At 71.4% G+C, this 15,580-nt stretch carries 3 protein-coding genes; all 3 read right to left on the minus strand.

The features are described 5' to 3' along the window. Window positions 1–79: 79 nt before the first annotated feature. From PH203_RS42710 to PH203_RS42720, 3 genes are read right to left on the minus strand one after another with little or no spacing between them, the layout of a single operon-like run. Window positions 80–3,970 (minus strand): amino acid adenylation domain-containing protein, encoded by a 3,891-nt coding sequence (locus tag PH203_RS42710; RefSeq protein ID WP_289927526.1) that lies wholly within the window; start codon window positions 3,968–3,970, stop codon window positions 80–82. A 20-nt stretch (window positions 3,971–3,990) separates the two neighbouring features. Then, window positions 3,991–7,794 carry an amino acid adenylation domain-containing protein gene (locus tag PH203_RS42715; protein ID WP_289927527.1) on the minus strand — a complete coding sequence of 1,268 codons (3,804 nt, stop codon included), beginning with the start codon at window positions 7,792–7,794 and terminating at the stop codon, window positions 3,991–3,993. A 3-nt stretch (window positions 7,795–7,797) separates the two neighbouring features. Further along, window positions 7,798–15,567: a non-ribosomal peptide synthetase gene (locus PH203_RS42720; protein ID WP_289927528.1), complete on the minus strand. Its 7,770-nt coding sequence runs from the start codon at window positions 15,565–15,567 to the stop codon at window positions 7,798–7,800. Between the last annotated feature and the right edge of the window lie 13 nt (window positions 15,568–15,580).

Consider the following 15,580-nt stretch of genomic DNA (forward strand, 5'->3'; position numbering starts at 1 on the left):
CCTGGCCTGCGTGTTCCGCAGATGTGCCGGGTCCTGTCACCCCGACCAACCCCCATCATCCAATCGATCGTTTGTCGAGCTACGGCAGTTTGCGGTTGACGACCTCGAAGAACTCGGCCACCGGTGCGGGCATGTGCATCTCGTGGTGCGTGGCGTTCATGGCGTGCACCTCCAGGGAGCCGCCGACGTAGGGCCGCCACAGATGCGCGTACGAGGTGTCCTCGAGCGTCGCGTCGAAGTACAGGACGTCGCCGCGGTAGACGGGCGACTGGTAATCCATCATCCGGGCCGTGTTGTTGGCCATGACCTTCGACATGGTGTCGAGGAAGCCCTGCCGGTTGCCCATGCGGATGTACTGGCTGAAGTCGTCCTCGAGTTCGGCCCGGTAGTCCTCGGACTCCTTGCCGGCGTGCACCTCGGTGAAGCCGTGCCCGCCGGGCTGGGCGTCCAGGATCGCCACGAGGGAGACCTCGTGGCCGAGGCGGTCGAGGGCGTCCGCGACGGCGTGCACGATCGTGCCGCCGTAGGACCAGCCGATCAGGTAGAAGGGGCCTTCCGGCTGGATCTCCAGCATCTGGGTGACGTAGTCGTCGATCATCTCCTGCACGGAGGAGGCGAGTGTGTCCACGCCGTCGGAGCCGCGGGACTGCAGGGCGTAGGCCGGGCGGTCCGGGAGGTGCAGGACGAAGCTGTAGTACGCCCAGCCGAGTCCGCCGCCGCCGTGGAAGAACCAGACCGGCTCCTTGCCCGTGCCGGGGTCGCTGTTCAGGGGCAGGACGACGGCGAAGGTGTCGGCGTCGTCGGCGGGGACACCGCCGGCGAGCATCAGCGCGGCCAGTTCGGCGACCGTGGGGTACTTGATGATCGTCCGGATGGGGATGTCGATGTCGAATTCGCCACGGACCCTCACGCTGAGCCGGGTGGCGAGCAGCGAGTGGCCGCCGAGGGCGAAGAAGCCGTCGTCGATGCCGACCTTCTCCAGGCCGAGGAGTTCGGCGAAGAGTTCGCACAGCCGCTTCTCGTAGGCGTTGCGCGGCTCCCGGCCGGTCACGGCGGCGCTCGTGTCCTCCGCGGGCAGGGCGCGCTTGTCGAGCTTGCCGTTGGAGGTCAGCGGGATCTCGGAGAGCTGAATCAGCGCGGACGGCACCATGTAGTCCGGGAGCCGCTCGTGCAGATACGCGGTCAGCTCGGGGATCTCGACGACGGTGCCGGGCTCGGGCACCACATAGCCCACGAGGCGCTTGTCGTCCTGCTGGTTCTCGCGGACCACGACCACCGACTGCGCCACGCCCGGGTATCCGGCGAGCGCGTGCTCGATCTCGCCGAGCTCGATGCGGAAGCCGCGGACCTTGACCTGGGAGTCGGCCCGGCCCACGTACTCCAGCTGCCCGGTGCGACTCCAGCGGACCAGGTCGCCGGAGCGGTACATCCGCTCCCCCGGCTCGCCGAAGGGACAGGCCACGAAGCGGCCCGCGGTCAGTCCAGGACGGCCGTGGTAGCCGCGGGCCTGACCGTAGCCGCCCACGTACAGCTCGCCGGTCACGCCGGTGGGGGCGGGCTTGAGGTTGGTGTCCAGGACGTAGGCGGTCAGGCCCGGGACGGCCGGGCCGATCACGCTGGCCTTGTAGCGGGCGGCGGAGTGCTCGTCGAGGTCGACGCGGGTGACGTGCACGGTGGTCTCGGTGATGCCGTACATGTTCACCAGGACCGGCGCGTCGGAGGCGTGACGGCTGTACCAGTCGGCGAGGCGGCCCAGGTCGAGGGCCTCGCCGCCGAACACCACGTAGCGCAGGGCCAGTTCCTGGCCGGGCTCCTCGGCGTCGGCCTGGATCAGCTGGTAGAAGGCCGAGGGGGTCTGGTTGAGGACGGTGACCCGCTCGCGGGCCAGGAGCTGCAGGAAGTCCGACGGCGAGCGGGAGATGTCGTAGGGGACGACGACCAGGCGGCCGCCGTACAGCAGCGGACCCCACAGTTCCCACACGGAGAAGTCGAAGGCGTAGGAGTGGAAGAGGGTCCACACGTCGTCGGCGCCGAAGCCGAAGTCCTCGGTGGCGGTGAAGAGTCCGACCACGTTGCGGTGCGGGATCAGCACGCCCTTGGGGCGGCCGGTGGACCCGGAGGTGTAGATGACGTACGCCGGGTGCTCGGGGCGCAGGGCCGTGCGGCGCTCGGCGTCGGTGAGGTCGCCGTCGCTGTGGTCGGCGTAGGCCTCGGTCTGGTCGAGGTGGACCAGGGGGAGGTCGTCGGCGAGGCCCTGGGCGGTGCCGTCGGTGCTGGTGGTGACGAGCAGGACCGGTTCCGCGTCCTGGACGATGTAGGCGATGCGGTCGGCCGGGGAGTCGGGGTCGATGGGCAGATAGGCGCCGCCCGCCTTGAGGACCGCGAGCAGCGCGACGACCAGTTCGGCCGAGCGCTCCAGGCAGATCCCGACCAGGGACTCGGGGCCCACGCCCTGGGCGAGGAGGTGGCGCGCGAGCCGGTTGGCGCGGGCGTTGAGCTCCCCGTAGGTGAGCGTGTCGCCCTGGTAGCTCACGGCGACGGCGTCGGCCCGCTCGGCCGCCTGCCGCTCGAACAGCTCGACCAGGGTGACGTCGGGAATGGCGCCTCCGGCGTGGTTCACCTCGACCAGCAGGCGCTCGCGCTCCTCGGCGCCGAGCACGTCGACGTCCCCGATGCGCAAGCTCGGGTCGGCGGCCAGCTGCTCCAGGACGCGGACGAGCCGGGCGGCGATCACCTCGGCGGAGTCGCGGTCGAAGAGCTGGGTCGCGTACTGGAGGTCGCCGCGCAGGGCGCCCGTCTCGTCGACGGTCAGGCTGAAGAACAGGTCGACCATGGCGGTGGACGGGATGGCCTGCTCGAACCGCACGTCGAGGCCGGGGACGTCGAGGTCCGGCTTCTGGTAGCTCTGCCAGGCGAACATCACCTGGAACAGCGGCTGGTAGGAGGCGGAGCGCTCGGGGTTGATGGCCTCGACGAGGACGTCGAAGGGGACGTCCTGGTACTCGTAGGCCGTCAGGGCCTTGTCGCGGACCTGGGCGAGCAGGTCGGTGAAGGCCGGGTTGCCGGACAGGTCGGCGCGCAGGACCTGGGTGTTGACGAAGAAGCCGATCAGGTCGGCCAGTGCCTCGTCGGTGCGGCCCGCGATGGGGCTGCCGATGGTCAGGTCGTCGCCGCCGCCGAGCCCCCGCAGCAGGACCGCCAGCGCGGCCTGGAGGACCATCGACATGCTGGCGCCGCGTTCGTCGGCCAGCCTCTGCAGGCCGGTCGCGACCTCGGCCGGCACGGCGAGGGGGATGGTGTCGCCGTGCGAGTTCGCGGTCGCGGGCCGGGGGCGGTCGAAGGGAAGGTTCAACGGCTGGGGCACACCGGCCAGTTCGCCGCGCCAGTACGCGATCTGCGCCGCGGCGAGACTGTCCGGGTCGGTCACATCGCCGAGGACCTCGCGCTGCCACTGCGCGTACTCCTTGTACTGCACGGGCAGCGGCTCCCACTGCGGTGCCGCGCCGCCCAGGCGGGCGGTGTAGGCCTGGATCAGGTCCCGCATCATCGGCGCGCTGGAGCTGCCGTCGGAGGCGATGTGGTGGACGACCATGACCAGGACGTGCTCCTCGGCGGAGGCACGCAACAGGGTGGCTCTGAAGGGGAGTTCGGCCTCCAGGTCGAAGCGGTGCGCGACGGTCTCCTCGATCGCGCCGGCCACGTCCCCGGGGGCCACCTCGACCACCCGGAGACGCGGTGCGGCCTCCGCCGACGACAGGAGCCGCGAGTAGGGTTCTCCGTCGTCATCCGTCGCGTAGGTGGTGCGCAGGATCTCGTGCCGGTCGACCAGGTCGCGCACCGCCGCGGCGAGCGCTTCCTGGTCGAGGGATCCGGTCAGCCGGAACGCCGCCGATATGTTGTAGGTCGCCGCTCCTTGCTCCAGCTGGTGGAGAAGCCACATACGGCGTTGTGCGAATGACACCGGAATCATTTGTTTCAGTCCCTATCCGGTCATTGGGCCAGCCTCTGGTTCAGCACCTCGAAGACTTCGGCCACGGGTCCGGGCATGTGCATTTCATGGTGCACGGCACGCACGTCGTGGACCTTGAGGGAGCCTTGAACGTAAGGCCGCCAGAGATGGGCGTAGGACTCGTCCTGCAGGGTGGCACTGAAGAAGAGCACATCGCCGCGGTAGACCGGGGATTCGAAATCCATCATCCGGGCCATGTTGTTGGCGAGGACTTTCGACATCGTGTCCAGGAAATCCTCCTGGTTGTCGGTGCCGATGTAGCGGCCGAAGTAGTCCTCGAGTTCCTCGCGGTAGTCCGAGAGCTGTTTTCCGGCGTGGATCTCGGTGAAGCCGTGGCCGCCGGGCTGGGAGTCGAGAATGGCCACAAAGGCGATCTCGTGCCCGAGCCGGTCGAGCTTGTCGGCGACGGCCTGGACGACGGTGCCGCCGTAGGACCAGCCGATCAGGTGGAAGGGCCCGTCGGGCTGGATCCTCAACATCTCGGTGACGTAGTCGTCGACCATGGCCTCGACGGAGTCCGCGAGGGTGTCGACGCCGTTGGAGCCGCGGGACTGCAGGGCGTAGGCCGGCCGGTCCGTCACGAAGGGGACGAAGCTGTAGTAGGCCCAGCCCAGTCCGCCGCCGCCGTGGAAGAACCACACCGGCTCCTTGCCGGTGCCGGGGTCGGCGTTCAGCGGCAGCACGACCGCGAACGGGTCGGCGGCCTCGCCTCCGTGGGCCGCGCCGGACAGCAGCGCGGCGAGTTCGGCCACCGTCGGGAACTTGATGATGGTCCTCAGCGGCACGTCGACACCGCACTCACGGCGGATGGCGACGCTGAGCCGGGTGGCGAGCAGCGAGTGTCCGCCGAGGTCGAAGAAGCTGTCGTCGATGCCGACCTTCTCCCGGCCGAGCAAGTCACGGAAGAGAGCGCACAGTTGCTCCTCGTGGGCGTTGCGGGGTTCCCGGACCGCCGTGGTGGTGGCGGTGTCCTCGGTGGGCAGGGCCCGCCGGTCGAGCTTGCCGTTGTGGGTCAGCGGGATCTCCGCCAGCGGGATCAGCGCGGACGGCACCATGTACTCCGGGAGCCGTTCCCGCAGATACGCCGTCAGTTCGGCGGGCAGCGCATCCGCCGCCGCACCGGACCTGGGCACCGCGTAGGCCAGGATGCGTTTGTCGCCGCCCTGGCTCTCGTGCACGATCACGGCCGCCTGGGCCACGTCCGGGTGCCCGGTCAGCGCGTGCTCGATCTCGCCGAGCTCGATCCGGAAGCCGCGGACCTTCACCTGGAAGTCGCTGCGGGAGATGTACTCCAGGCCACCGCCGCGGTTCCAGCGCACCAGGTCCCCGGTGCGGTACATGCGGGCGCCGGCGGGGCCGAACGGACAGGGCACGAACCGTTCCGAGGTCAGGTCAGGGCGCCCCTGGTAGCCACGGGCGAGACCGTCGCCGGCGATGTACACCTCGCCCTGCACCCCGCGCGGAACCGGCTGGAGCCGCGCGTCGAGCACGTACACCTGGGTGTTGCCGACGGGCGATCCGATCGACACGCCCTCCCCCGGCTTGACGGGTGCCATGGTCGACCAGGTGGTCGTCTCGGTCGGGCCGTACCAGTTGCCCACCTCGGTGGCCTGGTCCGCGAGGATCTCGGCGAGGCGTACCGGCACGGCCTCGGCGCCGGTGACGATCCTGAGGCCCGCCGCGGCGTCCGGCCTGTGGGTGAGCAGCATCTGCCAGAAGCCGGGCGTGGCCTGGACGGCGGTGACCCCGTGGCGGCGGATCAGCGCCACCACGGCCGACGGCTCGGTGACGGTGTCCTTCCTCGCCATGACCATCGTCGCGCCGCAGACGAAGGGGAGGTACAGCTCGGTGTTGGCCATGTCGAAGGAGACGGTGGTGCTGAACAGCATCCGCTCCCCCGGCGCCAGCGGGAACCGCTTGCGGGCCGAGGCGATGAAGTTGGCCAGCGCGCCGCGCGGGATCGCGACGCCCTTCGGAGTGCCGGTGGAGCCCGAGGTGTAGATGACGTACTGGGTGTTCTCCGGCCGGACGACGACGTCCGGCGCGGTGTCCGGGTACGGCGTGGTGTCCGCGCCGGCCAGGGTGTCGGCGTCCAGGACCAGGACCGGGTCGGCCTGGTCGAGGACGAAGTCGATGCGGGAGCGCGGGTGGTCGGGGTCGAGCGGGACGTAGGCCCCGCCGGCCTTCAGCACCGCGAACAGCGCCACGATCAGGTCCACGGTCCGCGGCAGACACACGGCGACCAGCGACTCGGCCCGCACTCCGCGGCCGACGAGCCAGTGGGCCAGCCGGTTGGAGCGCGCGTCGAGTTCCCGGTAGGTGAGCGACGCCTCCTCGCCGATGACGGCGAGCGCCTCGGGGCTCTCCAGCACATGCCGGTGCACGGCCGCCAGCAGGCCCTGTTCCAGGGTGGGTTCGGCGGTGTCGTTCACCTCCTCGAGGAGGTGTTCCCGCTCCCCGTCGAGGAGTATGTCGACGTCGCCGACGCAGATGTCCGGATCGGTGGAGACCTGTTCCAGGACGCGGGCGAAGCGGGCGCCCATGGCCTCGACGGTGTCCCGGTCGAAGAGCTTGGTGGTGTACTGGATGTCCCCGTACAGGGTCCCCGAGGTGTCCAGGGTCAGGCTGAAGAACAGGTCGACCATGGCCTTGGTGGTGAGGGCCTTGACGAACTCCACGTCGAGCCCGGGGAAATCGAAGGTGGGCCTCTCGAAGTTCTGCCAGCCGCACATCACCTGGAACAGCGGCCGGTACGCGGTGGAGCGCTCCGGGTTGAGCTCCTCGACGAGCACGTCGAAGGGCACGTCCTGCTGCTCGTAGGCCGTGAGCGCCTTGTTGCGCACCTGGGCGAGCAGTTCGCCGAAGGACGGGTCGCCGGAGAGGTCGGCGCGCAGCACCAGGTTGTTGACGAAGCAGCCGACCAGGTCGGCCAGTGCCTCGTCGGTGCGGCCTGCGATCGGGCTGCCGATCGTGATGTCGTCGCCGCCGCCGAGCCCCCGCAGCAGGACCGCCAGCGCGGCCTGCACGACCATCGACATGCTGGCGCCGCGCTCGGCGGCCAGCTTCTCCAGCCGGGCCGCCACCTTCCGCTCCACCACGAAGCCGACGGCGTCGCCGTCCGTGGTCACGTCATCCGAGCGCGGACGGTCCAGCGGCAGGTTCAGCGGCTGCGGCACGCCGTCGAGTTCGTCGCGCCAGTAGTCGACCTGCTGGGCGCCGACGCTGTCGGGGTCGTCGAAGTCACCGAGGACCTCGCGCTGCCACAGTGTGTAGTCCTTGTACTGCGCGGGCAGCGGCTCCCACGCGGGCGCCCGGCCCTCCTTGCGGCCGGTGTAGGCCGCGGCGAGGTCACGGGCCAGGGGTGCGCCCGAGCTGCCGTCCGTGGCGATGTGGTGGATCACCAGCACCAGGACGTGCTCCTGGGGGGAGCAGCGCAGCAGGTGGGCCCGGAACGGGATCTCGGCCGCGAGGTCGAAGGCGTGCGCCACGACCTCGTCGATCGTGGCGGTCACGTCCTCGGGCGCGACGTCCCGAACCGCGAGGCCCGCCTGTTCGGAGGCCTCTGCCATCGGCAGGATCCGCTGGTGCGGCTTGCCGTTGTCATCCGCTACATACGTGGTGCGCAGGATCTCGTGCCGGTCGACCACATCGTGGATCGCCCCGGCGAGGGCGTCCTGGTCCAGCGGCCCGGTCAGCCGCAGGGCCGAGGGCATGTTCCAGGTCTCGCCCCCCTCGAGTTGGTGGAGGAACCAGTAACGCCGTTGTGCGAATGACAGTGGGATCATCGGTCAGTCCTTTGCGACCATCTGACGCAGACTTGGTCGCCGAGGGGCAGCAGACTTCTCCGACCATTCGGCCAGTGCGGCCACGGTGGGCAGGTCGAAGATCTTGCGAATGGGGATCTCGATCCCCAACTCGGCGCGGGCGCGGCTGATGAGCCGGGTGGCGAGCAGGGAGTGCCCGCCGAGCTCGAAGAAGCCGTCGTCTATACCGACCCTGTCCACGCCGAGCACCTCGGCGAACAGCTGGGCCAGGGTCTCTTCACGGGTGGTGCGCGGCGCCCGGTACTCGGCGCCGGTGAACTGCGGTTCGGGCAGTGCGGCCCGGTCCAGCTTGCCGTTCGGGGTGAGCGGCAGCCGTTCCAGGACCATGAAGGCGGACGGCACCATGAACTCCGGCAGCCGCTCGGCGACGAAGGCGTTGAGTTCCCTCGACTCCAGGTTCGGGCGGTCGTCGGCGGTGGTGGTGTCGTCGCCGGCGGTGGGCACGACGTAGGCGACCAGCTGCTTGCTCGTGCTGTTGCCGCGGCCGTCGTGGGCGATGACGGTGGCCTGTGCGATGCCGGGGTGCGCGGTGAGCGCGGCCTCGATCTCGGCGGGCTCGACACGGAAGCCGCGCACCTTGACCTGGGCGTCCCCGCGGCCCGCGTACTCCAGCCGGCCCTGGCCGTTGATGCGGGCCAGGTCGCCGGTGCGGTACATGCGCGCGCCGGCCGGGCCGTAGGGGTCGGCGACGAAGCGCTCGGCGGTCAGGTGGGCGTTGCCGTGGTAGCCGCGGCCCACGCTGCCGCCGACGTACAGCTCGCCGACCGTGCCCGGGGGCACCGGGGTGAGGCCGGGGCCGAGGACGTAGGCGCGCATGTTGCCGAGCGGGGTGCCGACGGGCGCGCTGCCGGACCCGCTGTACAGCTCGTCGGTGACGGTGAAGGTGGTGGCGTAGAAGGACTCGCTCTGCCCGTAGGCGTTGACGACCCGTACGCCGGGGAAGGCGGCCCGGGTCTTGTCGACGAGGGCGGAGGGCAGGGCCTCGCCGGCGAAGACGACCGTCTCGACGGTGGTGCGGCCGGAGATCTCGTCGACGAGCTCGGCGAAGGCGGACGGCACGGTGGAGATGACGCTGCCGTGCCAGCCGTCCTTGCGCTCGCCCAGGACCAGGACGTCCCGGACGATCTCGACGGTGCCGCCGGTGGCGAGGGTCGTGAAGATCTCGAACGCCGAGACGTCGAAGTTGACCGAGGTGCCCGCGAGGAGCCGCTTGCCCGGTCCGAGGCCCACGCGTTCGGCGAGCCGCAGGACACCGTTGACGACGCCGGCGTGGGTGATGGCGACGCCCTTGGGCTTGCCCGTGGAGCCGGAGGTGTACATCACGTACGCCAACTGCTCGGGGTGGAGCGGCACTTCGAAGGAGCAGTCGCCCGCCGACAGGTCGAGGGTGTCGAGGAAGAGGTCCGGGGCGTCGTGCTCCGGCAGCACCTCGACGGTCGTGGAGTCCGTCAGGACCAGGCGGGGCTTCGCCTCGTCCAGGACGGCCTGGAGGCGGTGGCTGGGGTACTTGGGGTCGACCGGCAGATAGGCGCCGCCCGCCTTGTGGATGGCGAGCAGGGCGACCACCAGGTCCGCCGTCCTCGGCAGCGACACCGCGACCACCGATTCCGGGCCCACCCCGTGTCCGGCGAGTTCGCGCGCCAGGCGGCCCGCGCGGGCGTCCAGTTCGCGGTAGGTGAGCTGCTCGCCCTCGGCGACCACGGCGATCTCGTCCGGGGTCCGCGCGACCTGCGCCTCGACGAGCTCGCCGACGGTGAGGTCCGGGGTCTCGACGGCGGTGTCGTTGAACTCGCCGAGCAGCCTGGTGCGTTCGGCCGGGGACAGGACGTCGACGGCCGCGGCCTTCGTCTCGGGGGCGGCCGACAGCTGGCGCAGGACGCGCAGGAGACGGGCCGCCAGGATCTCCACCGCGTCCCGGTCGAGGACGTCCTTGGCGTACTGCAGGAAGAGCTGGAGGTGCGGGTCGACCGCCGCCATCACGGTGAGCGGGTAGTTGGTGCCGGTGTGCGCGTGCAGGCCGGTGAAGGCGATGCCGTCGGCGGCCTCGGTGGCGGCGCTGAGACCGTCCTTGTCGACCGGGTAGGACTCGAAGACGACCAGCGTGTCGAAGAGGGACTTCAGTCCGACGGACTGCTGGATCTCGGAGAGCCCGTAGTAGTGGTGGTCCAGGAGTGCGGCCTGCCGGTTCTGGAGCCGGCCCAGGACCTCGGCGAGGGTGTCGCCGGGCGCGTACTCGACGCGCACGGGCAGGGTGTTGATGAAGATGCCGACCATCGAGTCGACGTCCGTGACGGCGGGCGGGCGGCCGGAGACGGTGGCGCCGAACACCACGTCCCGGCGGCCGGTGAGCTGCCCGAGCAGCAGCCCCCAGGCGCCCTGGACGAGGGTGTTGACGGTGACGCCCAACTCGGCTGCCCGCCGCACCAGTTCACGCGCCTCTTCGGCCGGCAGGGGTACCTCGATCTGGTCGACGCCCTTCTCCCCCACGCCCTCGGAGCCGGGGGCGAGCAGGGTCGGCTCCTCGACGCCGGCGAGTTCGTCGCCCCACACGCGTGCGGTCTCCGCCTGGTCCTGCCGGGCGCGCCAGGCCAGGAACTCGCCGAAGTCGCGGGTGGCGGGCAGACCGGACGGGTCGCCGCCGGAGGCGTAGAGCAGCAGCAGGTCCCGCATGAGCAGCGGGGTGGACCAGCCGTCGATCAGTACGTGGTGGGCGGTCATCACCAGCTCGGCCTGGCCGGATTCGAGGACGACCAGGGCGATCCGGAACAGCGGGGGGACGGCGACGTCGAAGTGGGCGGCCCGGTCCTCGGCGAGGAACCGCTCGAAGGTCTCGGTCCGTTCGGCCTCGTCGGCGCCCCTCAGGTCGAGGTACTGCCAGGGCAGGGTGACCTTCTCGGGCACCACCTGCACCATGTCGCCGTCCGCCCGGTCGACGAACGCCGCGCGCAGGGCGGCGTAGCGGCCCAGCAGTGCCTGCGCGGCTGCGCGCATCCGGTCGGGGTCGATCTCTCCGGTCAGATGGAAGACCAGCTGCATGTGGTAGGCGTCGAAGGAGGAGCCGCCGAGCATGGTGTGGAAGAGCATCCCGGACTGCACCGGGGTCGTCGGCCACACCTTGGCGAGCTTGCCGAACTTCTCCTCCCAGGTGTCGATCTCCTGCCGGCCCACCGCGACCAGGGGTGCGTCGCTCGGGGTCAGGCCGCCGGCCTCGGGGGTCACGGCGTGCCGGGCCAGGGCGGTGAGGGCCTCGACCCACAGGCCCGCCAGCTCGGTGACCTCCTCGCGGGAGAGCACACCGGTCGGGAAGCCGAACCAGGCCGTCAGCCGCTCGCCGTCGGCGGTGCCGGTGGCGACCGCGTTGATCTCCAGCGCCGACAGGGCGGGCATGTCGGCGTCGGGCGCGGCGATCAGGCTCTGCTGCGTGGTGTCGGGGGCCCAGCCCAGGCCCCGCAGTTCCTCGGGGATGTCCGCGCCGGAGGAGCGGCCGAGGTAGTTGAAGCCGATCCGCGGCTGCCGCTGTCCGGCGAGTTCGGCGGCGGTCCGGTGGTTGAGCCGGCGCAGGAGGCCGTAGCCCATGCCGTTGTCCGGGACCGCCCGCAGCTGCTCCTTGACGGCCTTGACCGCGCGTCCGGCGGCCGGGCCGCCGGCGAACGCGTCCGCCACGTCGACGCCCGTGAGGTCCAGGCGTACCGGGAACATCGCGGTGAACCAGCCGACCGTGCCCGACAGGTCGGCGCCGGGCACCAGGTGCTCCTCCCGGCCGTGTCCTTCGAGCCGGACCAGTGTCGAGGCCGCCGCCTCGCCCCGCCTCTCGCGCCAGCGCGCCAGGGCCAGGGCCAGACCGGCGAGCAGTCCGTCGTCGACGCCGCCGCGGAAGACCGCGGGCAGCGTGTCCAGCAGGGTCGCGGTGACGTCGGCCGGGACCTGGACGCGGAGGGTGTCGACGGTGGCCGTGACATCGAGCGCCGGGTCGAGTTCGCGGGCGCCCAGGACGGAGTCGTCGGCGCGCAGGATCTCCTGCCACACGGGCAGTTCGGCCACCCGCTCCGGGCCGGCCGCCTGCTCGGACAGGGCGTGCGCCCAGCGCCGCGCCGAGGTGCCGGTGCCCGCGGGTTCCGGGTCGAGGCCGTCGCGGACCCGCTGCCAGGCGGCGGCGAGGTCCGGGACCAGGATCCGCCAGGACACGCCGTCGACGACCAGGTGGTGCAGGACGACCAGCAGCCGGTCGGCGTCCGTGTCGGAGGTGAACCACACGAACTGCGCCATGACGCCCGCGTCCGGGTCCAGCCGATCGGCGGCCGCGTCCAGCTCGGCCTGCGCGTCGGCGCCGTCGAGACGGACCTCGCGGACCAGCGAGCCGGCGGCCACGCTGCCGGGCTCCTCGATCCGCAGGCCCGGGTTGGTCCGGTCGAGCCGGGAACGCAGGATGTCGTGGCGGTCGAGGACGGCCTGCAGGGTGGCAACCAGTCCGGCCCGGTCGATGCCTTCGGGGAGGGTCAGCATCGCCGACATGCAGAACCGGCCGATGCCGCCGCCCAGTTCGAGCACGTGCGCCGCGGTCGGCATCAGCGGGGACCAGCCCACGCCGCCGCCAGGCAGCTCGGCGAGGACGACGGGCTCCTCCTCCTCGCGCTCCTCGACGAGTTCCGCGAGCCGGGCGACCGTGCGGTGTTCGAAGATCTCCCGGGTGCTGACGACCACGCCGCGGGTCTTGGCGCGTGCGACGACCTGGATGGAGCGGATGCTGTCGCCGCCGCTGGTGAAGAAGTCGTCGTCGACACCGACCCGTTCGGCGCCGAGCACATCGGCGTACACCTCGGCGAGGATCCGTTCGGTCTCACCGCGCGGCGCCCGGTAGGCGGTGCCGGTGAACTCCGGCTCGGGCAGCGCGCCCCGGTCGAGCTTTCCGCTGGGGGTCAGCGGCAGCCGCTCCAGGACGACGAACAGGGCGGGGACCATGTAGTCGGGCAGCCGCTCGGCGACGAAGCGGCGCAGGTCCGCGACGGTGACAGCGGCGGCGGAGCCGTCCTCGGCGGCCGCCGGTGCGACATAGCCGACGAGGCGTGCGGTGCCGCTGTGGTCCTCGCGGACGGTGACCGCCGCCTGGGCGATCGCGGGGTGCCGGCCGAGGACCGTCTCGATCTCGGTCGGCTCGACGCGGATGCCGTTCACCTTGACCTGGGTGTCGGCCCGTCCCTCGTACTTCAGGCGGCCGTGCTCGTCCCAGCGGGCCAGGTCGCCGGTGCGGTACATGCGCGCACCGGCGGGACCGAACGGGCAGGGCACGAACCGCTCGGCGGTGACCGGGCCGTTGTGGTGGTAGCCGCGGGCGAGGAGACCGCCGACGTACAGTTCGCCGACCACGCCGGGCGGGACCGGGGTGAGCTCCGGGCCCAGGACGTAGGTGTGCATGTTGGCCAGGGGCCGTCCGACCGGGATGGCACCGGTTCCGGCCGGCTCCTGCGGGAGCGTGAAGGTGGTGGCGTAGAAGCTCTCGGTCTGTCCGTAGGCGTTGACGACCCTTACGCCCGGCAGGGTCCCCTGGACCTTGCTCACGAGGTCGGCGGAGAGGGCCTCGCCGGCGAAGACGACGGTCTCGACGTCGAGGTGGAGGCCGTCGGTGCCGATCTGGTCGAGCAGTGCGGAGAACACCGTGGGCACGGCGCTGATGGTGGTGCCCGACCAGCTGCCGCGTTCGGCGAGTTCGAGGACGTCACGGACGACCTCGACGCTCGCTCCGGCGGTGAGCGCGGTGAAGATCTCGAACACGGAGACGTCGAAGTTCACGGAGGTCGCGGCGAGCATCCGGGAGCCGGCCTCGACCCGCACGGTCCGGCGCAGGTCCCGTACGCCGTTGACGACGCCGGCGTGGGTGACGGCGACGCCCTTGGGCGTGCCGGTCGAGCCCGAGGTGAACATGACGTAAGCCAGGTGGTCCGGTCCGACGCGGACGTCCGGGGCGTCGGGGGCGGGGCCTTCGAGGCTCAGGTCGTCCAGGTGGAGCACCGGCTTCTCGGACCCCGCGACCGTGGCCGCGGTGTCGTAGTCGGTGAGCACCAGGGCCGGTTCGGCCGTGGCGAGCAGCAGGTCGACGCGGGCGGAGGGGTAGTTCGGGTCGATCGGCAGATAGGCGCCGCCGGCCTTGAGGACGGCCAGCAGGGCGACCACCAGGTCCGCGGTGCGGGGCAGGGCCACGGCGACCAGGACGTCGGGGCCGACACCGCGGTCCCTCAGTGCCGCGGCCAGCCGGGCGGCGCGGGTGTCCAGTTCCCGGTACGTCAGCTCGGTCCCGCCGGACACCACCGCGGTCGCGTCCGGAGTCCGCGCCGCCTGCTCGGCGACCAGCTCCGGCACCGTCGCCCCGGTCACCGGCGCCGCCGTCTCGTTCAGCCCGGCCAGCCAGTTCCGCTCGTCACCGGTGAGCACGTCGACCGCGCCCAGCCGGGTCGCGGGGTCGGCGACCACCTGGCGCAGCACCCGCACATAGCGCTCGACGAGGCTCTCGGCCGTCGTGTGGTCGAACAGTTCCGTCGCGTACTCCAGGCGCCCGTAAGCACCCCCGCCCGGCGCCGGGACGATGTTGAAGAACAGGTCGAACTTCGCGGTGCCGGTGCCCGCCGGGACAGGGGTGACCTGCAGACCCGGTATCTCGATCTGCCCCCACTCGAACTGCCAGGCCAGCATGGTCTGGAAGAGCGGCTGGTAAGCGGTGGTGCGCTCCGGGCTCAGCAGCTCCACCAGGCGCTCGAAGGGCACGTCCTGGTTGTCGTAGGCGGCCAGGGCCCGGTCGCGGACCTGCTCCAGCAGGTCGCCGAAGGCGGGGTTGCCGGACAGGTCGACGCGCAGGACCCAGGTGTTGGCGAAGAAGCCGATCAGCTCGTCGAGCTGTTCGTCGGCGCGGCCCTCGATGGGGCTGCCGATCGTGAGGTCGTTGCCGGCGCCCAGGTGGTGCAGGAGGACCGCGAGGACGGCCTGGGCGACCATCGGGGCCGTGCCGCCGCGGTCGGCGGCCAGCTTGCTGATCCCGGCGAGGAGTTCGTCGTCGAGTTCGAAGTCGACGTGGCCGCCGTGGTGGCCGGCCGAGGTGGGCCGCGGCCGGTCCAGCGGCAGCTGCACCGGCTGCGGGACGTCGGCCAGCTCGCCGCGCCAGTAGTCCAGCTGTGCGGCGGCGATGCTCTCCGGGTCCTCCTCGTCGCCCAGCACCTCGCGCTGCCACAGCGTGTAGTCCTTGTACTGCACCGGAAGCGGCGCCCAGTCGGGCGCGCTCCCGGCGAGGCGGGCCGCGTAGGCCGCCAGCAGATCCCGTATGAAGGGCGCCATCGACGCCCCGTCCGCGGCGATGTGATGGAACACGAACACCAGGACGTGCTCCTGCGGGGAGACCCGGAACACCGTGGTCCGCAAGGGGAGTTCGGTGTCCAGCTCGAACCCCTCGCAGGCGGCCTCGTGCGCCGCGGCCTGCACCGCGCCGGCGGCGACATCGACGATCCGGAACCGCGGGTGCGCCTCCTGCGGTGGCAGGATGCGCTGCTCCGGTGTGCCGTCGGCGTTCTCGACGACGAGGGTGCGCAGGCTCTCGTGCCGGGTGACGACGTCCGTCACAGCCGCGGCCAGGGCCGCCGTGTCCAGCGGCCCGTCCAGGCGCAGCACGAACGGGATGTTGTACGTCGCGGACGGTCCCTCCAGTCGGTGGAGGAACCACAGCCGACGCTGGGCGAAGGACAACGGGATCATCGACGCACTCACT

The organism is Streptomyces sp. S.PB5, assembly GCF_030403745.1.
In the GTDB taxonomy this organism is placed as follows: domain Bacteria; phylum Actinomycetota; class Actinomycetes; order Streptomycetales; family Streptomycetaceae; genus Streptomyces.

Coding starts and splice junctions, on each gene's coding strand:
- PH203_RS42710 (WP_289927526.1), bottom strand. CDS start 3,970: ATGATTCCGGTGTCATTCGCACAACGCCGTATGTGGCTTCTCCACCAG.
- PH203_RS42715 (WP_289927527.1), bottom strand. CDS start 7,794: ATGATCCCACTGTCATTCGCACAACGGCGTTACTGGTTCCTCCACCAA.
- PH203_RS42720 (WP_289927528.1), bottom strand. CDS start 15,567: ATGATCCCGTTGTCCTTCGCCCAGCGTCGGCTGTGGTTCCTCCACCGA.